Source organism: Microbacterium sp. 1.5R (assembly GCF_001889265.1).
In the GTDB taxonomy this organism is placed as follows: Bacteria; Actinomycetota; Actinomycetes; order Actinomycetales; family Microbacteriaceae; genus Microbacterium.
This window is the reverse complement of record NZ_CP018151.1, coordinates 2,903,822-2,925,870: the sequence shown is the minus strand read 5'-3', so window position 1 is coordinate 2,925,870 and position 22,049 is coordinate 2,903,822. Positions and strand designations below refer to the sequence as shown.

Annotated in this window: 23 protein-coding genes; 14 read left to right on the top strand and 9 right to left on the bottom strand. The window is 69.0% G+C overall.

Going from position 1 to position 22,049, the window contains the following annotated elements:
- The first annotated feature begins 98 nt into the window (after positions 1–98).
- From BMW26_RS14105 to BMW26_RS14060, 10 genes are all read left to right on the top strand, one after another.
- Positions 99–1,343, top strand: coding sequence for a glycoside hydrolase family 1 protein (locus BMW26_RS14105; RefSeq protein ID WP_072591783.1), 1,245 nt, complete (start codon positions 99–101; stop codon positions 1,341–1,343).
- A 27-nt stretch (positions 1,344–1,370) separates the two neighbouring features.
- Positions 1,371–2,732: an MFS transporter gene (locus BMW26_RS14100; protein WP_083569375.1), complete on the top strand. Its 1,362-nt coding sequence runs from the start codon at positions 1,371–1,373 to the stop codon at positions 2,730–2,732.
- 24 nt (positions 2,733–2,756) lie between these two features.
- Positions 2,757–3,587 carry an SDR family NAD(P)-dependent oxidoreductase gene (locus tag BMW26_RS14095; RefSeq protein WP_232224475.1) on the top strand — a complete coding sequence of 277 codons (831 nt, stop codon included), beginning with the start codon at positions 2,757–2,759 and terminating at the stop codon, positions 3,585–3,587.
- 78 nt (positions 3,588–3,665) lie between these two features.
- Positions 3,666–5,459, top strand: coding sequence for a beta-glucuronidase (uidA, locus tag BMW26_RS14090; RefSeq protein ID WP_072591782.1), 1,794 nt, complete (start codon positions 3,666–3,668; stop codon positions 5,457–5,459).
- Between the two features lie 29 nt (positions 5,460–5,488).
- Positions 5,489–6,727 (top strand): D-mannonate dehydratase ManD, encoded by a 1,239-nt coding sequence (gene manD / locus BMW26_RS14085; protein ID WP_072591781.1) that lies wholly within the window; start codon positions 5,489–5,491, stop codon positions 6,725–6,727.
- Positions 6,724–7,239: a gluconokinase gene (locus tag BMW26_RS14080; protein ID WP_232224474.1), complete on the top strand. Its 516-nt coding sequence runs from the start codon at positions 6,724–6,726 to the stop codon at positions 7,237–7,239. The genes manD and BMW26_RS14080 overlap by 4 nt, the downstream gene beginning before the upstream one ends.
- Positions 7,236–8,300, top strand: a complete 1,065-nt coding sequence (locus tag BMW26_RS14075) for a LacI family DNA-binding transcriptional regulator (RefSeq protein ID WP_083569463.1) — start codon at positions 7,236–7,238, stop codon at positions 8,298–8,300. Before BMW26_RS14080 ends, BMW26_RS14075 begins: the two co-directional genes overlap by 4 nt.
- Positions 8,301–8,441: 141 nt before the next feature.
- Positions 8,442–9,881 (top strand): MFS transporter, encoded by a 1,440-nt coding sequence (locus BMW26_RS14070; RefSeq protein WP_198032326.1) that lies wholly within the window; start codon positions 8,442–8,444, stop codon positions 9,879–9,881.
- Complete coding sequence (locus tag BMW26_RS14065; protein WP_072591779.1) at positions 9,874–10,845, top strand: Gfo/Idh/MocA family protein; 972 nt, start codon at positions 9,874–9,876, stop codon at positions 10,843–10,845. The genes BMW26_RS14070 and BMW26_RS14065 overlap by 8 nt, the downstream gene beginning before the upstream one ends.
- Positions 10,846–10,874: 29 nt before the next feature.
- On the top strand, positions 10,875–11,675 hold the full coding sequence (locus BMW26_RS14060; protein ID WP_072591778.1) for an SDR family NAD(P)-dependent oxidoreductase: 801 nt from the start codon (positions 10,875–10,877) through the stop codon (positions 11,673–11,675).
- Between the two features lie 36 nt (positions 11,676–11,711).
- Here the strand turns inward: BMW26_RS14060 and BMW26_RS14055 are convergent, their stop codons facing one another.
- Genes BMW26_RS14055 through BMW26_RS14045 form a run of 3 tightly spaced genes read right to left on the bottom strand, consistent with a single transcriptional unit; the run spans position 11,712 to position 13,555 of the window.
- Positions 11,712–12,572, bottom strand: coding sequence for an ADP-dependent NAD(P)H-hydrate dehydratase (locus tag BMW26_RS14055; protein ID WP_072591777.1), 861 nt, complete (start codon positions 12,570–12,572; stop codon positions 11,712–11,714).
- Positions 12,556–13,284, bottom strand: a complete 729-nt coding sequence (locus BMW26_RS14050; RefSeq protein WP_072591776.1) for a histidine phosphatase family protein — start codon at positions 13,282–13,284, stop codon at positions 12,556–12,558. Before BMW26_RS14050 ends, BMW26_RS14055 begins: the two co-directional genes overlap by 17 nt.
- A 1-nt stretch (position 13,285) precedes the next feature.
- Entirely contained in the window at positions 13,286–13,555 is a 270-nt protein-coding gene (locus BMW26_RS14045) for a hypothetical protein (RefSeq protein ID WP_053097657.1), read from the bottom strand.
- 109 nt (positions 13,556–13,664) lie between these two features.
- Between BMW26_RS14045 and BMW26_RS14040 the strand changes: the two genes are divergently transcribed.
- From BMW26_RS14040 to BMW26_RS14030, 3 genes are all read left to right on the top strand, one after another.
- Positions 13,665–14,057, top strand: coding sequence for a hypothetical protein (locus BMW26_RS14040; protein ID WP_053097656.1), 393 nt, complete (start codon positions 13,665–13,667; stop codon positions 14,055–14,057).
- A 17-nt stretch (positions 14,058–14,074) separates the two neighbouring features.
- A complete protein-coding gene (locus tag BMW26_RS14035) occupies positions 14,075–14,695 on the top strand; it encodes a cyclodeaminase/cyclohydrolase family protein (protein WP_072591775.1) in 621 nt (206 codons plus the stop codon).
- Positions 14,696–14,779: 84 nt separating this feature from the next.
- Complete coding sequence (locus tag BMW26_RS14030; protein WP_072591774.1) at positions 14,780–15,775, top strand: NADP-dependent oxidoreductase; 996 nt, start codon at positions 14,780–14,782, stop codon at positions 15,773–15,775.
- An 80-nt stretch (positions 15,776–15,855) separates the two neighbouring features.
- On the opposite strand, the gene BMW26_RS14025 is transcribed toward BMW26_RS14030, so the two are convergent.
- Positions 15,856–16,572 carry an SDR family oxidoreductase gene (locus BMW26_RS14025; RefSeq protein WP_072591773.1) on the bottom strand — a complete coding sequence of 239 codons (717 nt, stop codon included), beginning with the start codon at positions 16,570–16,572 and terminating at the stop codon, positions 15,856–15,858.
- 154 nt (positions 16,573–16,726) lie between these two features.
- Here BMW26_RS14025 and BMW26_RS14020 point away from each other — a divergent pair, with 154 nt between their 5' ends.
- Entirely contained in the window at positions 16,727–17,329 is a 603-nt protein-coding gene (locus BMW26_RS14020) for a TetR/AcrR family transcriptional regulator (RefSeq protein ID WP_053097652.1), read from the top strand.
- 7 nt (positions 17,330–17,336) lie between these two features.
- On the opposite strand, the gene BMW26_RS14015 is transcribed toward BMW26_RS14020, so the two are convergent.
- Genes BMW26_RS14015 through BMW26_RS13995 form a run of 5 tightly spaced genes read right to left on the bottom strand, consistent with a single transcriptional unit; the run spans position 17,337 to position 21,999 of the window.
- Complete coding sequence (locus BMW26_RS14015; RefSeq protein WP_083569462.1) at positions 17,337–17,864, bottom strand: hypothetical protein; 528 nt, start codon at positions 17,862–17,864, stop codon at positions 17,337–17,339.
- A 52-nt stretch (positions 17,865–17,916) separates the two neighbouring features.
- On the bottom strand, positions 17,917–18,759 hold the full coding sequence (locus tag BMW26_RS14010; protein ID WP_056279528.1) for a galactosyltransferase-related protein: 843 nt from the start codon (positions 18,757–18,759) through the stop codon (positions 17,917–17,919).
- Positions 18,756–19,766, bottom strand: a complete 1,011-nt coding sequence (locus tag BMW26_RS14005) for a glycosyltransferase (protein ID WP_072591772.1) — start codon at positions 19,764–19,766, stop codon at positions 18,756–18,758. The genes BMW26_RS14010 and BMW26_RS14005 overlap by 4 nt, the downstream gene beginning before the upstream one ends.
- The gene (locus BMW26_RS14000) at positions 19,763–20,902 is read right to left on the bottom strand and encodes a glycosyltransferase (RefSeq protein ID WP_072591771.1); all 1,140 of its coding nucleotides are present in this window, start codon (positions 20,900–20,902) and stop codon (positions 19,763–19,765) included. Before BMW26_RS14000 ends, BMW26_RS14005 begins: the two co-directional genes overlap by 4 nt.
- Entirely contained in the window at positions 20,899–21,999 is a 1,101-nt protein-coding gene (locus BMW26_RS13995) for a glycosyltransferase (protein WP_072591770.1), read from the bottom strand. The genes BMW26_RS14000 and BMW26_RS13995 overlap by 4 nt, the downstream gene beginning before the upstream one ends.
- Between the last annotated feature and the right edge of the window lie 50 nt (positions 22,000–22,049).

Sequence of the window (22,049 nt, the reverse complement as noted above, 5' to 3'; positions counted from 1 at the left end):
GATACCTCCGGCGATAAAAATAGTGAGGACTTACTATTTTATGTTACCGTTAGCTGGCAATCGGTTGTCACGATTGCTCCGATCGAGAGGATCCCTCAATGACGAACTTCCCCACCGGCTTCCTCTGGGGGGCCGCCACTGCCGGACACCAGATCGAAGGCAACAACGTCAACAGCGACTGGTGGGAGCGGGAGCTGACCATGCCCGGCATGGAGCCCTCGGGCGACGCCGTCGACAGCTACCACCGCTTCCGCGAGGACATCGACCTGCTCGCCGATGCCGGCCTCGACACCTACCGCTTCAGCCTGGAATGGTCGCGCATCGAGCCGATCGAGGGGCAGTTCTCTCGCGCAGAGCTCGCGCACTACCGTCGAGTGATCGACTACTGCCTCTCGCGCGATGTCACTCCCTTCGTCACGCTGCAGCACTTCACGACGCCGCGATGGTTCGCGAACGACGGCGGCTGGACGTCGCCCAAGGCCAAGGACCGCTTCCTCAGCTTCGTGACCCAGGCCACCACGATCCTCGACGGTGTCGAGTGGGTCGCGACCATGAATGAGCCGAACATGCAGGCGGCCATCATGACGGCGATGCGTCTCATGGCCGCTCAGGGCGGACAGTGGACGAGCCCCACGGTCGAGGCGGACGCGGTCGAGAGCGAGGCACCCGCGGAGCAGAAGGAGGAGAAGAAGCAGCACGGCTCCTTCCTGCAGGACGCAGACCCCGAGATCGGCCGCGCGTTCGTCGAGATCCACCATGCCGCCCGGGAGATCGTGCGCGCCAAGACGAACGCCAAGGTCGGCTGGACCATCGCCGCAGGCGCGCTCACCGCGGCCCCCGGTGGCGAGGAGAAGCTGAAGCAGATCCGCTACGGCAAGGAAGACGTCTACTGGGAGGGGTCCCGCGGCGACGACTTCGTCGGTGTGCAGGCGTACTCGTCGCAGGAGGTCGATGCCGACGGTCTTGTGCCGCATCCGCCGCACCCCGACAACACGCTCGTCGGCACCGCCTTCCGCCCCGACTCGCTCGCCATGGCCGTGCGCCACGCATGGGAGGTCTCCGAGGGCGTCACCGTGATCGTGACCGAGAACGGCATCGCCACGGCCGACGACACCCAGCGGATCCGCTACACGGATGCCGCGCTGCGCGGACTCGCCGACACGATCGACGAGGGCATCGACGTGCGCGGCTACCTGCACTGGACGCTGCTCGACAACTTCGAGTGGGGTCACTGGGCTCCGACCTTCGGCCTGATCGCCGTGGATCGGGAGACGTTCGTGCGCACGCCCAAGCCGAGCCTCGGCTGGCTGGGCGAGGTCGCGAAGCGCAACGGTCTGGCCTGACCGAAGCCGCGTACAGAGGCCGAGCAGATGACCGTCGACGTCGACGATCCCCAGGGCGAAGGCCCTGCGGAGGCTGCGGGGCGCGTTCCCGAGGGAAACCTCGCGCTCCCGCAGCCTTCCTCCCTGGTCCCCGCGCCCGACGATCGCGCGGGGACCGGGCAGGCGTCCGTCTCGGGGTGGTCGATCGCCCTGCTCGTCGCCGCGACCTTCGGCGCCGGCATGGCGATGATCGTGCCGATGGCATACTCGCTGGCGGTGCGGCTCGACCAACTGGCACCCGGGCGCACCGAAGCCCTCGGCATCGTCCTCGCGGTCGGCTCGGCGGCCACGCTCGTGCTCGCGCCGCTCACCGGCATCCTCAGTGATCGCCTGCGCAGCCGCTGGGGGCGGCGGCGTCCGTTCACCGTGATCGGTCTGCTGATCGGTGCGGCCTCTGTGCCGGTCATGGCCCTCGCCCCGGATCTCAGCGTTCTCACGATCGGGTGGACGCTCTCGACTGTGGGGTGGGGAACGGCGGCTGCGTCACTCGGAAACTGGCAGGCGGATCGTCTGCCGCCGCACCAGCGCGGTCGTGTATCGGGCCTCACGGGTGTCACGATGCAGGTCGCGCCCGTTGTCGGGATCATCCTCGTCGGACTCTTCCGCGATCAGGTCATCCTCGTGTTCGCGCTCCCTGCGGCGATCGGTGTCGTACTGGTGATCGCATTCCTCGCGGTGGTGCACGACCCCGACAGCAGGGGGATGCTGATCGAGCGGCGGCTGACCGTCGGCGGACTGCTGCGGAGCTACGGCTTCGATCCGCGTGAAGCCCCGGACTTCGCATGGAACTGGCTCGGGCGCTTCATCTTCTTCTCCGGGCTGACCCTCACCACCAGCTTCACCGTGTTCTTCGTCGCCCAGCGCCTCGAGCTGCGCGTGCCCGATGTCGCCGGAGTGCTCGCGATCGTCTCGGCGTCGAGCATCGTGACGGCCACCGTCGGCTCCCTCGGGGGCGGATGGCTGAGTGACCGGGTAGGCAGGCGCAAGCCGTTCATCCTCGCGGGTGCCGCTCTCTTCGCGGCGGGATGCAGCGTCTCGGCGTTCGCCCACGACCTGCCGACGCTCATGGTGGGCACCCTGCTGAACTCCCTCGGCATCGCCACCTTCTCGGCTGTGGCTCAAGCCCTTCTGCTCGACGTGCTGCCCGATCGCGAGAGGGAAGCGGGTCGCTACATGGCCATCGCCCTGTTCGCGCAGAAGATACCCGGCGTCTTCGCGCCGGTGCTCGGCGGGGCGGTGCTGGCCATCGGTGCCGGCGCCGAGAACTTCACCGCGCTGTATCTCCTCGCTGCCGCGCTCGCCTTCGCCGGCGGTCTCCTCATCACCCTCTCGGTGCGCAGCGTCCGCTGAGCATCACCCATTCGAAACGGAGCAATGATGTCCTTTCCCTTCCCCGACGTCTCGTCGACCCCCCTCGGCTCGCTGATCGATCTGACAGGACGCACCGCGCTCATCACGGGAGGCGCTCAGGGCCTCGGCCGTGCCATCGCGGATCGGCTCGCCGAGGCCGGTGCGAGCATCGTGATCGCCGACCTCGACGAGGGCCGTTCGCGAGCGGCGGCAGACGAGATCGGCGAGCGCTTCTCGGTGCGGACGGTGGGCGTGCGCATGGATGTGACCGACTCGGCGTCGGTGGCTGCGGCGACCGACGCCGCGGCGGCTGAGGTCGGTGCCCCGGATGTCTGGGTGAACAATGCCGGAATCTTCCCCAGCCAGTCCCTTCTCGAGATGAGCGACGAGACCTGGGAGCAGGTGTTCGCCGTCAACACCCGAGGTGTGCGCAACGGTGCTCGCGAGGCGGCCCGTCGGATGCCGCAGGGCGGCGTGATCGTCAATATCGTCTCGACCGCAGGCTTCCGGGGGACTGCGCCCGGTCTGTCGGCCTATGTGTCGTCGAAGCACGCGGTGCGGGGGCTCACGAAGCAGCTCGCTCTGGAGCTCGCGCCCCAGGGGATCCGCGTTCTCGGTGTCGCTCCCAGTTACGTGCCGACCGAGGGGAACATGGCGATGGCAGCTGCGGCGATGGAGCAGATGGCAGCAGCCGGCATCGACCCCTCGACCATGCCCTCGGCGATGTCGCAGAGTCTGATCGGTCGTCAGGGCACGCCCGACGACATCGCGCGGGTGGTGCTGTTCTGCGCCAGTGACCTGTCGGTGGTGATGACCGGCAGCACGCTGCTTGCGGACGCCGGAGAGACCATCTGAATGGCAATCGGTTGCCATTTCTTCCGAACTCTGCTGTACTGAAACCAAGAACGCAAAGAAGCGCACGAAAGGCCCTTGATGCTCAAGCCCATCGCCACCGCGACCCGTGACCTCGTCAAGCTCGACGGAGTCTGGAAGTTCGGGATCGACTCCCGCCTCCCGGAGGAGCCCTGGCTCGCCACTCTCGACACGCCTCTCGAAGCAGCCGTTCCGGCGAGCTACAACGACCTCTTCACCGATCCGGCGATCCGCGACCACGTTGGCTGGGTCTACTACCAGCGGTCGGTGCAGGTGCCGCGCGGCTGGGCGGGGGAGCGGATCCTCCTGCGTTTCGACGCCGCCACGCACTCGGCGAAGGTATACGTCGACGACCAGCTCGTCGGTGGACACGTCGGCGGGTACACGCCGTTCGACATCGACGTCACCGATGTCGTGAAGCCGGGCACCGCGTTCCGGCTCACGGTCGCGGTCAGCCCCGACCTCAGCAACACCACGATCCCGCCGGGCAAGATCGAGGTCGGCATGACCGGTGCCAAGACCCAGACCTACTTCCACGACTTCTACAACTACGCGGGCCTCGCCCGGTCGGTGTCGCTGTACTCGCTGCCGCAGGTGCACGTCGACGACGTCACGGTCGTGACGACGTTCGAGGGCTCGACCGGATTCGTCGACTACCGCGTCGAGACCGTCGGCGATGCCGCCGTGCGGGTGAGCCTGGCGGATGCCGCGGGCAGTGTCGTGGCGACGTCGTCCGGCCCGGAGGGCCGTCTCGAGATCGCCGACGTCGTGCTCTGGAAGCCGGGCGCCGCGTACCTCTACGAGCTGACGGTCGAGGCCGTCGACGGAGACGACGTGCTCGACACGTACTCCGTGGCAGTCGGTGTGCGAACGGTCGCGGTGCGAGGCGAGGAGTTCCTCGTGAACGGCGAGCCGTTCTACTTCACCGGATTCGGCAAGCACGAAGACACGTTCGTCCGTGGCAAGGGTCACGATGACGCCTACATGGTGCACGACTTCCAGCTGATGGAGTGGACGGGCGCCAACTCGTTCCGCACCTCGCACTACCCCTACGCCGAGGACGTGCTGGACTTCGCCGACCGCCACGGCATCCTGGTCATCGACGAGACCGCGGCCGTGGGGCTCAACATGGGTGTCGTGGGCGGACTGAGCGGCACCCCGCCGTTCCCCACCTTCTCGGAGCAGTATGCCGGGGCGGAGACGCACGCGGCGCACGCGCAGCACCTGCGTGAGCTGATCGGACGCGACAAGAACCACCCGTCCGTCGTGCTGTGGTGCATCGCCAACGAGCCCGCCTCGAACGAAGACGGTGCACGCGAGTACTTCGAGCCGCTGGTGGACCTGGTGCGCGAGCTCGACCCGACGCGCCCGATCACCTATTCGATGGTCATGTTCGCGACCTTCAAGAACGACCAGATCATCGACCTGTTCGACGTCGTGAGCCTCAACCGCTACTACGGGTGGTACATCAACGCGGGCGACCTCGCGACGGCCGAGATGTATCTGCAGGGCGACATCCAGGGCTGGATCGACCGCACGGGCAAGCCGATCATGATGCTCGAGTACGGCGCCGACACGATGCCGGGCCTGCATTCGGTGTGGGACCAGGTGTGGACCGAGGAGTACCAGACCGACCTGCTCGCGATGTACCACCGTGTCTTCGATCGCTTCCCGCAGTTCGTCGGTGAGCAGATCTGGAACTTCGCCGACTTCGCCACGACCAACGGCCTGCACCGCGTCGGTGGCAACAAGAAGGGCATCTTCACCCGCGAGCGCCGGCCGAAGTCCGCCGCATTCGCTCTGCGCCAGCGCTGGCGTGGGCTCGACGGACGCAAGCCCGGCGCGGACGCCTGACCTACCGCCTTCACGCAGAGGAGAAGCACATGACCATCGACAGGGCCGACGTCATCGTCACGAGTCCCGACCGCAACTTCGTCACGCTCAAGATCACGACCGCAGACGGCGTGACCGGACTCGGTGATGCGACGCTGAACGGGCGTGAGCTCGCGGTCGTCGCCTACCTCACCGAGCACGTGGTGCCGTTGCTGATCGGCGCCGACGAGTCTCGCATCGAAGACACCTGGCAGTTCCTGTACCGCAGCGCATATTGGCGTCGCGGACCCGTGACGATGGCGGCCATCGCAGCCGTCGACATGGCGCTGTGGGACATCAAGGGCAAGGTTGCCGGGCTTCCCGTGTACCAGCTGCTCGGCGGAGCCAGTCGGAAGGGCTTGATGGCCTACGGTCACGCGTCCGGCAAGGAGCTGCCCGAGCTGTTCGACTCGATCCGCGCGCATCAGGCACAGGGATATAAGGCGATCCGGGTGCAGACCGGGGTGCCGACCCTCAAGGCGATCTACGGCATCGCCGCGCAAGGTGCGGACGTCGGCGATGCCAGCGTCCGGTACGACCACGAGCCGGCGCGTCGAGGCGCGAAGCCCGTAGAGGAGGACTGGGACACGCGCGCCTACCTGAATCACCTGCCGGGTGTCTTCGAAGCCGTGCGCAACGAGTTCGGCCCTGACATCCCGCTGCTGCACGACGGCCACCACCGGATGACGCCGATCCAGGCCGCACGCCTCGGCAAGGACCTCGAGCCCTACGACCTGTTCTGGCTCGAGGACTGCACTCCGGCCGAGAACCAGGAGGCGCTGCGCCTCGTGCGCCAGCACACCACGACGCCGCTGGCGATCGGCGAGATCTTCAACACGGTCTGGGATTTCAAGGACATCATCCGCGATCAGCTCATCGACTACGTGCGTGGAGCCGTCACCCACATGGGTGGCATCAGCGCCCTGAAGAAGACTCTCGACTACGCGGCGATGTACCAGATCAAGTCGGGCATGCACGGGCCGACCGACATCTCGCCGGTGGGCATGGCGGCGGCGATGCACCTCGGTCTCGCGATCCACAACTTCGGCATCCAGGAGTACATGCAGCACGGGTCGCGCACCGACCAGGTGTTCCAGCAGTCGTTCACCTGGACCGACGGCTACCTGCACCCCGGCGACAAGCCCGGTCTGGGTGTCGACCTCGACGTCGACGAGGCGGGCAAGTACCCGTACGAGCAGGCCTACCTGCCCTACAACCGGCTGCTCGACGGCACCGTCCACGACTGGTGAGCGCACACGCATCGCCCCCGATCGTGGTGATGGGGGTGTCTGCCGCGGGCAAGTCGACCGTGGGGCGGCTGATCGCGACGAACCTGGGCGCCGAGTTCCTCGATGCGGACGACCTGCATCCCGCATCCAATCGGGCCAAGATGACTGCCGGCATGCCGCTGACGGACGATGACCGGATGCCGTGGCTCGACCGTGTGAGCGACGAGCTCGCCGCGCGATCGGCAACGGGAGCGGTGATCGCGTGCTCGGCGCTTCGGCGCGTCTATCGGGATCGGATACGCGGGCGAGTGCCGGGCGTCGTGTTCGTGCACCTGCACGGCAGTGATGCGCTGCTCGCGGAGCGCGCGGCGGGCCGGACCGATCACTTCATGCCTCCTTCGCTCCTCCGATCTCAGCTCGACACCCTCGAGATGCTCGACGCGGACGAGGTCGGGATGGTCGTCGATGTCGGTCGACACCCCACGGAACTCGCCCGCGCCGCCGTCGAATGGCTCGAATCGCGCCCGACATGACACGCTGGGAGCTGGGAGGAACCATGGACGACGATCTGCCCGGCGAACTCGCGGAGCGCATCAGGCGGCGCGGCGGCGCCGCGACCATCTACGACATCGCGGAGCTCGCCGGCGTGAATCCGTCGACGGTGTCGCGTGCGCTCAGCAAGCCCGGGCGGATCAGCAAGAAGACGGAGGAGCGGATCCGTCTCGCCGCCGACCGCCTGGACTTCCAGTTCAATCCGATGGCGCGCGCGCTGCCGACCGGGCGCAGCCACACCATCGGGCTGATGGTCGCGGACATCACCAACCCCGTGATCTTCGGCATCGTCCGAGGTGCGGAGCACACGGCAGCCGCCGCCGGGTACACGCTCGTGATCGCCGAGTCGCAGGAGTCCGGTGAAGCGGAGGCCGAGGCGGTCTCACGGCTGCTGCCGAGCGTCGACGGGCTGATCCTGGCCACCACGCGTCTCTCAGACGACCGGATCAGCCGGATCTCCGAGCGCAAGCCGGTCATCCTCATCAACCGGCAGGTCGACGGCGTCGTCGGCGTGCTTCCCGCGGTGGAGCAGGGCGTCTCCGACCTCGTCGCCCATCTCGCCGACCTCGGACACCGCTCGATCGCCTACCTCTCGGGCCCCGAGACGTCGTGGATCAGTCGCAGGCGGTGGGAGTCGATGCTCGATGCGGCCGAGGCCCGCGGCATCGCCGTCGTCGAGATCGGGCCGCTCATGCCCACGATCGAGGGTGGTCGCGAGGCTCTGCGGCGCGTGCAGGCGTCGCGGGCGACCGCGGTGATCGCCTTCAACGACCTCATGGCGATCGGTCTGATCCAGGCCTCCGCGGCCGCTGGCATCGTCGTGCCCGACGACCTGAGCATCGCGGGCTTCGACGACATCTTCGGCAGCGAGCTCATCGTCCCCGCGCTGACGACAGTGCGGGCCCAGCTGCAGCTCGCGGGCGAGCGCGCGGTCGGCAAGGTGCTCCAAGCCCTCGGCGACGCGAGCGAGCCGGTGAGCGACGACCCGCTGGCGACGACGCTGGTGGTGCGGGAGAGCACGGGCCACGCGGCGCGAACCTGAGCGGACGCCGCTGACTGCAACGATTCTGCATCCCGTAGTGGCAATCGGTTGCCGAATCGGCAGAATCCTGCTTTGATGGAACCGTCTCGAGAGCGAGGCGGTCTGGAGTCCTTCGATGAAGAATGCACAGAGGCTGCGGGTATGAGCGAGCAGATGACCCATCCCACCGGCGAAGAAGCGCGGTGGACCTCGAACATCGGCGTGCACTACGACGCGAAGAAGCCGCTGTCCCGCTACATCCGGTGGTATCTGCTGCTCTCGCTCGCGGTCTCGGCGGTGTGGGCGGCGACCAACGGCATCCTCATGCCGAACCAGATCCAGATGATCGAGTTCGGGTCCTTCTTCAGCGGGGCAGACGCCGGCGTCGATCTGCAGGCCCTCACCGAACTCGGGCGAGCCGTGGCCGCCGGCGACATCACGCCTGACGCGGACCAGGCACGACAGCTCGCTCTGCTCTCGGACTTCGAGGCGGCCCGAGCGAACGGGCTCGCGTTGGTCACGACGACCAGCGCCATCATCGTGATGATCCTGCAGCCGGTCATCGGGGTGCTGTCCGATCGCACGCGCTCCCGACTGGGGCGCCGGGCTCCCTGGATCCTCTACGCCGGACTGATCGGCGCCGTCCTGCTCGTCGCCGTCCGCTACGCGCCTTCGCTCGTCGTGCTCGTCGTGCTGTGGTCTGCCACCGAGCTCGCGTTGAACGTCGCTGGCAACCCGCTGCAGGCCACGGTCGCCGACAGAGTGCCGCGCGACCGACGCGGCCGCGTGACGTCATGGACCAGCATGGGGGCGATCATCGGCGGCATCCTCGGCGGCATCGGCGCCGGCGCGCTGTTCGGACTCGTCGGCCTGGACTTCTATCTGATCCTCGGTCTGCTCGTGGCGATCGCGACGGTTCTCTTCGTCACGCGGAACCGTGACGCATCGTCCGTCGATGTCGAGCGCGAGTCCTTCGCCTGGAAGCCCTTCCTGCTCGGCTACGCGAGCGCTCTCAGGGCCCGCAATTACCGGTGGCTGTGGATCTCCCGGGTGCTCTTCTTCTTCGGCTACAGCACGTCGACGGTCCTCAACCTCTACATGCTGCAGAGCTACATCTCCCCGGCGCTCAGTGCCGCCGAGGCATCGGCGATGGTCCCGATCCTCGGGCTCGCGGGCATCCCCTTTACGCTCATCGCCGTGGCGATCTCAGGTCGACTCTCCGATCGCGTCGGTCGTCGCAAGCCCTTCATCGTCGTCGCGTCCATGCTCATGGCGGTGTCCATGGCGGTCCCGCTGATCTCGCCCACGCTTCCCGCGCTCTTCGCCCAGGTGATCATCACGGGACTCGCCTTCGGCATCTACCTGCCGGTCGACAACGCGATGTTCATCGACGTGCTCCCGGATCCCGCGCGCGCGGGCCGAGATCTCGGGCTCGCCATCGTCGCCATGAACCTCGGACAGGCGCTGGCGCCGGCGCTCGCCGCGATCGTCGTCTCGGCGACCGGCGGCTATCAGCTCGTCTGGGGAGCCGCGCTCGTGCTCGTCGCCCTCGCGACCCTCACGGTGGCACCGATCCGCGAGCGGAAGGCCGTCGATGCCTAGGTGGGGCATCGTCGGCACCGGGGACATCTCCGATCGCCTCGTCTCCGATCTGCTCGCCATCGGCGGGGAGATCACCGCTGTCTGGGGGCGAACCACAGACCGCGCGGCGGACTTCGCGACGCGGCACGGCATCCCGTCGTCGACCGACGATCGGGCAGCGCTGTTCGCTCGCGACGACGTCGACATCGTCTACATCGCCACCCCTGCCGTCACGCATACTGCGATCACGCTCGAGGCCCTCGACGCGGGTAGGCATGTGCTCGTCGAGAAGCCGATCGCGACCTCGGCCGTCGACGCGGAGATGCTCTTCGCGCGCGCCTCGGCGGCCGATGTCTTCCTCATGGAAGCGATGTGGATGCGGTTCAACCCGCTGCACGTCGAGGTCATCGAACGCATCACCGGGGGAGAGCTCGGCGCTGTCCGCAACGTCAGGGCCGGCTTCGGCACGCCCTTCTTCCCTCGCCCGGGCAAGGTCCGGCCCGAGGACGGCGGCAGCATCCTGCGCGACAGGGGGATCTACCCGGTCACGCTGGCCCATTGGTTCCTCGGTGCGCCCGACGTAGTGCAGGCGCGAGGAGTCCTCTCTGAGGGGGTGGATCTCGCGGGGCATGCCACGCTCGAGCGCGCCGACGGCGCCTTCGCGCAGCTCGCATGGTCAGGAGTGGACTTCCTTGATCTCTCGGCGGCGATCAGCGGCGAGCGCGGCTGGCTCACGCTCGATCCCATGTTCTGGGCGGGCAGCGACGCCCGAGTTCATGCAGGGTCGGCGGAGCGTATCTTCCGCGAGCCGGAGCAGCTGCGGCATCCGCGGGTCGGCAACGGCTACGGCCCGATGCTCGAGGCAGTGACCGCGGCGATCGCATCCGGTCTGCGTGAGCATCCCTGGCATGACGCGGCGACGACGATCTCGATCACCCGTACCCTCGATCGCATCCTTGCGGACATCTCCTCCGAGTCGCGCTGATCGCGGCCCGACCCACCCAGAAGGAAACCATGGACATCTCAGGCAAGGTCTTCGTCGTCACGGGCGCAGGAAACGGCATCGGACGCGAGGTGACGCTGCGTCTGCTTGCCGGTGGCGCCTCGGTCGCCGGCGTCGACCTGAACGCCGCAGGCCTCGAAGCGACCGCAGCACTCGCGGCTGTCGGCACGCGATTCACTCAGCACGCGGTGAACATCACCGACCGGAATGCGATCGACGCGCTTCCCGACGCTGTGATCGCGGCTCACGGACAGGTCGACGGCGTCGCGAACATCGCGGGGGTGATCCAGAAGTTCGTCACGGTGAACGAACTGCCGTTCTCGGAGATCGAGAAGGTCATGAATGTGAACTTCTGGGGCGTCATGAACGTCTGCAAGGCTTTCCTTCCGCACCTGCTCGCCCGGCCTGAGGCGTCCCTCCTGAATGTCGCGAGCATGGGTTCGTACGCCCCGGTGCCCGGTCAGGCGGTCTACGGGGCATCCAAGGCCGCGGTGAAGCTCCTTACCGAGGCGCTCTATGCCGAGCTGCTCGAGACGAACGTGCATGTCACGGTGATCTTCCCCGGCGCGATCAGCACCGGCATCGCTGCGAATTCCGGAGTCGATCTCGGAGGGGACGCGACGGCGGAGAGCAGCGCCTACAAGACGACGACGCCGCAGGAGGCGGGCCGCGTGATCGTCGACGCGATAGTGAAGGATCGGTTCCGCGCCACGATCGGTTCGGATGCCGCCGCGATGGACCGCCTCTCACGCCTCAACCCGAAGTTCGCGACGAGGATGATCGCGAAGCAGATGAGCGGTCTTCTCGCCTGAGCATCCGGTCGACGGGACCCAGCCGTGGTGACGCCGTCAGTCGACGCCGCCTCGAGCCCCGTCGGCGTCGAGCACGGCGGCGGGGAGTTCGCGCACCAGCTCGCGGGCGAGGTAGCCGAGACCCATCCGCTCGGCGAGTCGGTCTCCTGCGCGGGCGTGCGCCCATGCTCCCCAGACGGCGGCGCGTTCCGGGGTGAGTCCTCGGGCGGCGAAGCCGGTGATGGCGCCCGCGACGACGTCGCCCGATCCGGCCGTGCCGAGGCCGGGGCCGCCGTCGTCGAGTCGCCATGCGGTGCCCGAGGGTGAGACCACGGCGGAGTAGCAGTGGATCACGGCGTCGAGCTCCTGAGCGAGTCCCGGCAGCTCCGAGAAGAGGTCGTCGACGGGGCGGCCCAGCAGGAGCTCGGCCTCGTCGAGATTGGCGTTGACGATCAGGCACGCCGGAAGATCCGAGCGCGGCACGTCGCGCAGTGCACCGACGGCGAAGGCGTCGACCACGAGGCAGGAGATGTCGTGGCCCGCCAGCCGCCGCAGCCACCCGAGGGCATCCTCGGGGTCGTCCAGCCCGGGCCCGACCAGCACCGCATCCGCTCCTTCGCAGGCGCTGCGCAGGTCGTCGGTCATCGGTTCGCCCGGACCGGGCGATTCGTAGACCCCGGCCTCGGGGAACGCGATCCGCACGACATCCGCGACCGAGGCGTCGGTCGTGACCGCGACCTTGCCCGCTCCGACGCGCAGCATGGCCTCCCCGCCCAGCACGACCGCGCCGGCCGAGAGAGACGAGCCGCCGATGATCACCGCCGTGCCGCGGGACTTCTTCGAGTCGCCGGGGTCGGGCAGACCCCACTCCTGCAGCAGCTGCGGCGTCACCCGCGTCGGCTCATCCCGGGCCGACATCGGGGCTTCCCGGGTGCACGGTGATGTCGGCGCCCAGCTGCGCGAGGTGGCGCACGTCGGAGAAGTCCTCGAGCTGCCACTGCCGGCCGTCCAGGCGCAGCCGCGTCACCGAGGCGTTGAGCACCGGGTTCGTCGAGGCGAACTGCATGAGGCGCGTCTCGTCCATCCCGGTCAGCAGTGCGACCAGCAGCATCACGACCGCGTCATGCGCGACGACGAGACCGACGCGGGCGTCGTCGGCCAGTGCGTCTCGCAGGAACGACCGCAGGCGCAGGGACACATCGGCCCACGACTCTCCTCCGGGCGGCCGGTGGTAGTACTTGCCCAGTCGCGCCCGACGGTCGGCCTCTTCGGGATGCCGGGCGGCGACGCCCCACCGGGTCAGCAGATCGAGGATGCCGAGCTCTCTGTCGCGCAGCCGTTCGTCGGTGAGCACCCGCTCGACGCCGGCGACGCCCTCCACGCCCTCCATGCTGAGCGCGAACGTCTGCTGGGCCCGCACGTACGGCGACAACCAGGCGACCTGGGGCGTGACAGGGCCGCCGTGCAACGCGGCCGCCAGCGCTCGCGCCTGCTCGGCACCGGTGGTCGACAACGGCACATCGGCGTCTCGGGTCGCGAGGTCGATCACCTCGGCGCGGGCGGTCTCCGCGGCTGTCGCGGCGACGTTGCCGACGCTCTCTCCGTGCCTGACGAGCCACAGCTCCTGCACGTCACATCTCCCAGTCTTCGAACGGGAGGTCCCAGGAGGCGTGGTCCGGTTCGATGCGTCCGGTCGTATCGACGTGCGCGGCCTTCTCGACCGAGATCACCACGCGCGTCGTGGGGCGGATGAGCACGCTGATGCTGCGGTCGTCGCCCGACAGGGTGATGAAGGTCGGCGCTGCGGATGCGGCGGCCTCGATCTCGTCCATCACCTGCCTCAGAGGGCGATCGTCACGCAGCACGAAATTCCGGCCGTCGATCTCGATGTTCGTGCTCATTGTGCGCTCCTCCCTCTCGTGTGGCCGACGCTATGCGATCGAAGCGAGTGTGCCGAGGGCCTTGCGTCAGAGGCCGACGAGGGTTAACCGAACTCTCTACGATGAGATCATGCAGATGCTCGACACCCTCGCGCTCGTCGGCGAGGTGCTGTCGTGGGTCGGCCTCGGGCTCGGTCTGCCGATGCTGCTGATCGGCGTCCTCATCCGGACGATCGAGGGGCCGTGGCTGCCCGCAGAGATCGCCGTCATCGAGCGCGACGGGGCGTTGCTCGCCCGCTGGTTCGCCGGCGGAGATTTCCACGAGCGACCGCTGAGCCGGCAGGAATCGGCGACGGCGGAGGCAGGCTGGGCCGACGGAGTGGTCAGCGCGAACAACCCCTCCCACGCACGGGTGGGGGAGCCCCCGCACGCACGCCGCGTCGTCCTCACCCTCGGGATCGTGTTCGCCGGCGTCGGGTTCGTGGGTCTCGTGGTGTCGCTGCTCCCGCTGCTCTGGTCGTAGCTCGTAGGGTGACGGTCATGGAGGACTCCGCCGACATCCCCGCATCCACCCCGATGGACGACTGGTTCGACGCGCTGAGTCGTCCGACCGGTTCTCCCGGGGGAGGCGCCGCGTCGGGAGTGATGCTCGCGATCGCCGCCTCGCTGATGAGCATGGTGGGCGGGTATTCCGATGACGACCCTCGAGCGTCGGAGCGCCTCGATCCGCTCGCCGGGCGACGCGTCGAGGCGCTGCGGGCGGTCGAGGCGGACGGCGTCGTCTCGGCACGCTTCGGGGCTGCCCTCGCACTGCCGAGCGACGACCCGTCCCGCGACGAGCGCGTCCGCGAGGCGGCCGTCGAGGCGGCCGAGTCCGCGGCGCAGGTCGGTGGCATCGGCGTGCGGATGCTGCGCGACGTGCGGGTGCTCGTCGAGGCGGGCAACCCGCACATCGCCGTTGATCTCGCCGTCGCCGCAGAGGCCCTGGGCGCCGGATTGTCGGGGGCGTCGCTGAACATCCGGGCGAACCTGCAGATCGCACGCCGTCACGGATCGTCCGACACCGCGCTCGCCGGCCTCGACGCGGAGATCGAACGGTTGGCGGATGCGCGACGCGAGGTCGCGCAGATCATCGAGGAGCTGTCCTCTCGACTCGACTGAGAGCATCTCACCGTTGACAATAAAACTGAGTGCGCTCATAATAGAGTTCAGTCGTTATTCTGCAACGGATTCCGGAGATCACCCATGAGAGCTTTCGTCCTCTCGAAGTACGACACCGCCGTGCACGCGGCCGACGTGCCCGAGCCCTCCGTGGGCGAGCACGACGTGCTCGTCCGCGTGCAGGCGGCGGGTGTCAACCAGCTGGATGAGAAGATCCGCGCCGGCGAGTTCAGAGCGATCCTGCCGTACCGTCTGCCGATCGTCCTCGGGCATGACGTCGCGGGCACGGTCATCCGCGTCGGCGCCGGCGTGAGCCGTTTCGCGATCGGCGACGAGGTCTACGCGCGTCCGCGCGATCGTCGCATCGGGACCTTCGCCGAGCGGATCGCGGTCGACGAGAGCGACGTGGCGCTGAAGCCCGCGTCGATCACGATGGACGAGGCGGGGTCGCTGCCGCTCGTCGCGCTGACGGCCTGGCAGGCCCTGGTCGAGATCGGCGAGGTGCGGCCGGGCCACAAGGTGCTGATCCATGCGGGAGCCGGCGGCGTCGGATCGATCGCGATCCAGCTCGCGAAGCACCTGGGTGCGGAGGTGGCGACGACCGCGAGCGGCGCGAACGCCGACTTCGTGAGGATGCTCGGCGCCGACCATGTCGTCGACTACCGGTCTGAGGACTTCGAGGAGGTCCTCACTGGATACGACGTCGTGCTCGACAGCCTCGGCGGCGAGAACCTCGAGAAGTCGCTGCGCATCCTGCGGCCGGGAGGCAGGGCGGTCGGGATCTCGGGTCCGCCCACACCCGAGTTCGCCCGCGCAGCCGGCCTCAATCCACTGCTCCGACTGGCCATGGCCGTGCTCAGCCGCAAGGTCCGGGCCCAGGCGAAGCGCCTGGGCGTCGCCTACACGTTCCTCTTCATGCGGGCGAGCGGCGAACAGCTGCGCCAGATCGCAGAACTCGTCGACGCGGGAGCCATCCGCCCGATCGTCGGTCGCGTGCTCCCGTTCGAGGAGGCCGCCGACGGCATCGCGTCGCTGACCCGGGGCGGAATCCGCGGCAAGGTCGTGATCAGGGGAGCCTGAGTCCTGATCGCTGCAGAGCATCCGGACGCACGAAGGCCCCGGGAGCGATCCGATCGCTCCCGGGGCCTTCGCCGTGTGGACTACTGCTCCGAGGCGCGCGCCAGCTGCGGGTAGAGCGCCTGGAGCGGGGCGCTCAGGGCGGCCCTGACCTGCACCGAGGTGTCGTCGGCGAGCACCTCGTACTCGCCCGCCTCCGTGGCATCCAGCACCTTGGTCACGAGCACGGCCGGGTCGAGCTTCGGGTCGGTGACGTTCGCCGCCATGGCCGTGTCGACGTATCCGACGTGCACCCCGACGACGTGCACTCCGGCCGGGGCGAGCTCGAGGCGCAGCGAGTTCGTCGCCGACCACAGCGCCGCCTTGGTCGCGCTGTAGATGCCGGCGACGGCGTACCAGCTCAAGGCCGAGTGGATGTCGATGAGCGCCGACTGCGGCTGGGCCGAGAGGATCGGCGCGAAGGCGCGAGCGAGGAACAGCGGGCCGAGGAAGTTGGTCTCGACGTTCGCGCGGATCTCCTCGTCGCTGTGCGAGAGGATGCCGGGGCTCGAGGGCGAAGCGCCGGCGTTGTTGATGAGCACCGTGACGTCGGGTGCGGCCGCGACGGCTGCGGTGATCGATGCCGGATCGGTGACGTCGAGGGCGAGCGGCACGATGCGCTCGTCATCCCACTCGCGGGGCGTGCGTGCGGAGGCGTAGACCTTCGAGGCGCCGCGCGCGAGGGCTTCGCGGACGAAGTGCGTGCCGATCCCTCCGTTCGCGCCGGTGACGAGGACTACTGCTCCAGAGAGAGAAGGCATGAGGGTGGGCTTTCTGTGGGAGGGATCGAACGGATGCCGTCACGGCTTCACCGTGGATCGGTGAGGCGCTCGTGGGAGAATGGGCGGACCGAGCCCACGCCCTGGTGACTATGATCAGAACTGAGCGTGATCATTATTTATTCCGAAGGACGCCATGACTGTCGACTCCCGCCCTCTCGGTCGACGTGAGCGCAACAAGCTCGACAAGCTCGAGCGCATCACGACCGCTGCCGGCGAGCTCTTCGCCGAACGAGGGGTGGACGACGTCACGACGCAGGAGATCGCCGATCGCGCCGACATCGGCACGGGAACGCTCTTCCTCTACGCCAAGACCAAGGGCGAGCTGCTGCTGCTCGTGCAGAACTCGATGTACGCCGAGGCGCTCGAGCGCGGACGCGCCGCCGCCGCCGACGCGGACGGTGTTCTCGAGGGTGTGCTGGCGGTGATCCGGCCGGTCATCGAATGCAACCGCACCCAGATCGACAACGGCCGCACCTACCTGCGTGAGATCGTGTTCGGCGACCCCGAAGAACCGCATCACGGTGAGGCGCTCGCCCTCACCGGGCAGACCGAGCAGCTGGTCGCCGACGTCATCGCCCGTGATACGCGGGTCTCGGCCGACGAGGCCGCGGCGCTCGCCCGCATCGTCTCGGCCGTCATGTTCCTGACCATGTCCGCCACGATCAACATCGCTCACTCGGTCGAGCAGATCGTCGACGAGGTCGCCGCGCAGATCAGAGTGATCCTGCCGGCCTGACCGGACGTCAGTGCACGAACGCCTTCAGCACGACGAAGGCCACCCCGAACAGCGCTGTGCTCAGCGCCCCGAGGATGCGGACGGGGATGGAGCTGCCCCGACGGAGGAAGGCCACGTAGCCGAGGAAGGCCAGGATGACGGTTCCTGACCACAGGGCGACGTCGTTCGCGGCATCGTCGGGAATGACCCGCGTCGTGCCGGCGACGAGGATGAGCGCGGGGATCCCGGCCGAGCTCAGCATCCCGAGTGAATGGCGCACCGAGCGGCCGATGGCCGTGCGCACGCCCATCTGCTCGGGATCGTCTCGGCCGAGCCGGGCGACGGCACCCGCGTAGACATGCGCCGCCCAGAAGACGGTGACGGTCACTCCGACCGACAGGAGCACCGCGGCAGACGTCTCTCCGTGTGCGGACGAGACGGCGATCAGTCCGCTCACGAGGATCGTTCCGTAGACCGCCGCTTCGGTGCCGAATCCCGGACGCAGGGTGCGGTGCGCGCGAAGCAGCGGGTGCTCATCGGGGGAAGACGCCGTCATGCTGCCGAGCGTAGTGCGGATTCCCCGGCATCCGAACCTCCCGTCGAGCGGTTCAGCGACGGGATGCGCTCGCGCGATCGACGCGGCGGAAGCCGTCGCCGTGAGGTTCCACGGCACCGCCCTCGATGAAGCTGTCTATCCAGCCGCGCATCGGCCACTCGCCCCATCGCTCGGCGAACAGAGCGCCGTTGCGCAGGATGTCGTCGAGGTGGCGCCAGGGCGGAGAGCCGGCCGGATGCCACTGGTGGTAGGCATGCGCGCCGCCGACCCAGCGCAGCCCGATGCCACGCGCCCGTGCGCGTCGACCCAGGTCGGTGTCTTCGGCGCCATAGCCCTCGTACACCTCGTCGAATCCGCCGAGACGCGTCCAGGTCTCGGGGGTCACCGCGAACGAGAGCGACCAGAACAGGTCGAACTCGTCATCGGTCGCCGCCACGACGGCGTCGCCCGCGGGCAGCGGGCGAGCGGGGTGCGGACGGGTCAGGATGCCGAGATCGTGCGGTGTCGACGGGCGCTGCACACTGTGGAGATAGGTCACCGGGCCGCAGAGGAGGTCCTGCGGGTGCGTTCGCGCGGCACCGATATATCGCTCGACGAGTCCCGGTCCCGGCAGGCAGTCGACATCGAGGAACACCAGCAGGTCGACGTCCTGAGCGAGCGCGAGCGAGGCCGCCGCGTTCCGCGCCGCGCCGACGCGCATGCCGTGGTCGCCCGGCGGCACATGCACGAACCGGGCTGCGGGCGGTGACGGCGGCGCGTCCGCATCCAGCCACGCCTCGATGCGGACGATCTCGACGCCGGGCGTGCTGACCTCGTCGAGGAACCGCCGCTGACGCTGCAGATGGTCGAGACGGTTGACCGAAGCCGGCGTGATGACGGCGACGCGGACGCTCATCGCGCCACCTCCTCGATCGCGCTCGCGGCGCGGGCGGCAGCCCCGTTCACCTGCCACGCGTGCCACCGGGGAGCGGTCTCGGCAGCTCGGCGGATGCCGTCCACGACCTGGGAGGGCTCCGCATCGACCGGAAGACTCTGGGCGAAGCCCTGTGCGGCGAGCACGCGGGCCATGTCCTCCTGCTCGCCGAAGGGCCTCTCCTGGGCGATCACGACGGCGCGGGCATCGGCGGCGGCGAGGTCGGCGATGCTGTTCTGGCCCGCCGCGCTCACCACGACCGTGGCGCGGCACAGCAGGGGCCAGACGTCGTCGACCCGATCGTCGTCGTTCGCGCCGGCGCTCTCGACGTCCCACCCGTCCGCTCTGAGCAGCTCGACGGTCTCGGAGAGCCCGTCACGGTCGAGAGCGCGGCCGAGGAACAGCACGCGACGGGGGTGCTCATCGCCGGTGTCGACGCGGGCTCGGCCGTCATAGCGAGACACGCCGCCGACCGCTCGCACGCGCTCGCGGCCGACGAGCGCCGTCGCCTCGATGGTTCCCTGCGGCCAGGGCGTCAGGATGAGGTCGGCGAGGTCGTATCCGAGCCGGTGCGGGGCGTCGGTGCGCTCGCCCGGTTGAGCGAAGACGATCGTCGGCACGCCCATCAGGCGGGCGAGCATCGTGATCTCGACGCTGACGTCGACGACGAAGGCCGCGGTCGGGTGGACGGCCACCCAGTCGGCGATCACCGAGAGGCGAGCCTGATGCCCGGGATGCCCGAGGGGTGCCCAGTGCAGGCTGCCGTTCGCGGTGACATCGCCGAGCTCGTGCGCCTCTCGGCGCACTCCGTCGGCCCCGACGACCGGGTCGGAGTCGGAGGGCAGCTGAACCCATGTCGTCCGCGGTGCCAGGGACTCGGGCTCAGGCAGGCTCGAGAACACCGTGACCTCGTCGGCGAGGTGCGGGCGGATCGCCTGCATCCGCGTCAGGTGGCCCCACCCGTGATGGTGCACGTACCAGGCGATCATGCTCCGACCGCCTCCACGAACTCGTGGGCGGGCATCGCGCTCTGAGCGGCGACGGTGAGGACCCGTTCGATCTCGCGATGCCGATGGTCGAGCGAATGCCGCGCGGAGGCGGCGTCGCGCACATCCCGTCGGCGCAGTCCGCTGCGCGACTGCGCGACCAGGTTCGTCGCGGCGCGCGCGAGCGCCTCGGTGTCGGCGGACGGCACCACGGCGGTGCCGGGGATTCCGGCGAGCACCTCACTGGTGCCTCCCGAGTCGAACGCGGCGACGGGCGTGCCGGTCATGAGCGCCTCGGCCATCACCAGCCCGAAGGGCTCCGACCACACCGGTGTCACGAGGGCGACCGATGAGGCCCCGACGAGCGCGGCGAGCTCGGGCTGTCGCAGCGCGCCGACGTAGTCGATGCCCCGGCCGAGACGCGGGCGCACCTCGCGGTCGAAATAGGCGGCGTCGCCGACGCGGCCCGCGAGCTTCAGGCGTGCGCCGGCGCGTCGAGCGGCATCGATGGCGAGATGGGGTGCCTTCTCGGGCACGATCCGGCCGAACCACACCCAGTCCCCTCCGCCCGATCCCAGACTCCACTGTGCGGTGTCGACGCCGTTGGTGAAGACGAACGCCTCGACGCCCTCGGCCGACCACGCGCGCGCCGTGTACTGGCTGACCGCGAGGAACCTGTGCGGCGACGAGCCGTCGAGAGCATTCGACGCGATCACCATGTCGGCGAGGGGCGGGGTATGCAGCGTGGTGACGACCGGAACCCCGATCTCGCGGCTCCACAGGATCGGATCGCCGTGGAGGCTGTGATTGTCGACGACATCGACGCGAGTCTCCGGCGCGTCGAGCCGATCGCGTACCCGCGCGAAGGCGTCGGTCATGAGACGGCGGTGCCCCTCGGGGAAGTCGGTGTCGGACGCATCCCGCGCCCGGTGCCACCGCGGACTCGGCAGGTGCAGGTCGGTGTCGGCGTCGAGGAAGTCCGATCCCTCCGCCGCGCACAGCTCCACATGGTGGCCGCGGCTGCGCAGCCAGCGCACGCGGTTCCAGACCACGGCCTCCAGCCCGCCCGCGTGCGGTTGGCGAAGAGGATGACGTTCGGGCGCCACGACCAGCACCCGCAGCTGCTCGCGACCGATCATGCGCGGACCCCCTCGGTGACGCGCGCACATGCCTCGGCGTACAGCCGCGCATGGGCGGTGCGCACCGCCTGCCGCTCGGCCAGCCTCTCGGACCTGCGCGTGTCCATCGGCGGCCGGGGCGGCGCGTCCGACGCGCGCGACACGGCCTCGGCCAGCGTCCGCGCGTCGTCGAGCCCGATGATGAAGAAGTCGTCGGGATGCTGCCATCCGATGTGCCCCACCTCGGTCCCGGCCACGGGGACCCCCAGGTCGTGGCAGAGCTCGACCCATCCCGAGTGGGTTCCGTGCAGGTATGGCAGGACGAAGAGGTCGAGGCCGCCGATCCACTCGGCGATGTCCGCGTCGCTCAGCCGCGGGGTGCGCCGCACGTGCACCGACGGGTGGTCGGCCGCGGCGGCGACCACGCGGGCTGCCGCCTCGCCATCCCGCGTGCGCTCGTTCAGCAGGATCTCGAAGTCGACGGCGCGACCCGCCTCGGCGAGCTGCCCGGCCGCGTCGACAGCCGTGCGGACCGCACGCTCCGCGTCGATGTTGGGACGCAGGTCGCGCAGGTGGATGCCGACCCGCACGGTCGCGTCATCCGAGCGCCCGATCACAGGCGCATCGTCGAGCAGGGTGGGGTGCGCCAACACCTCGCTGCTGCGGTGCCACCGTCGTTCGATCTCGGCCGCCGCCGTCGCGGTGAGCGTGACCAGGTGATCGGCCGACGGGATGATCACATCGAGCAGCTCTCGGTACGGCGCCTGGTCGACCAGCTGCGGGTTCTCGAGGTCGTGCACGGTGTACACGACCGGGCGGCCGAGCCGGTGCGCGGTCTCGAGCGCCTCGCGCAGCTCGTCGGGCGAGAAGGATTCGAGGCCGAAGTGCACGTGCAGCACATCGAACTCATCTGCGTGCGACACCAGCCACTGCGGGGTGAGAGCCACCGGAGGCCACCAGACGCCCGCAGCTGCGCCGGGAACGGGCGGATCGGGGAGGACCTTCACTCGCTCCGTGTCGGCGATGGCGCGCACGTAAGGATGGGTGGCCGGGATCGAGGCGACGCGGATGAGGGCGGGTTCGGTGACGATGTGGTTCTCCGTGGGCGGGCAGAGCATCGACGTGCGGGGTCGCGATGACGGGGGTGACCGCATAGCAAAGGGGGCGC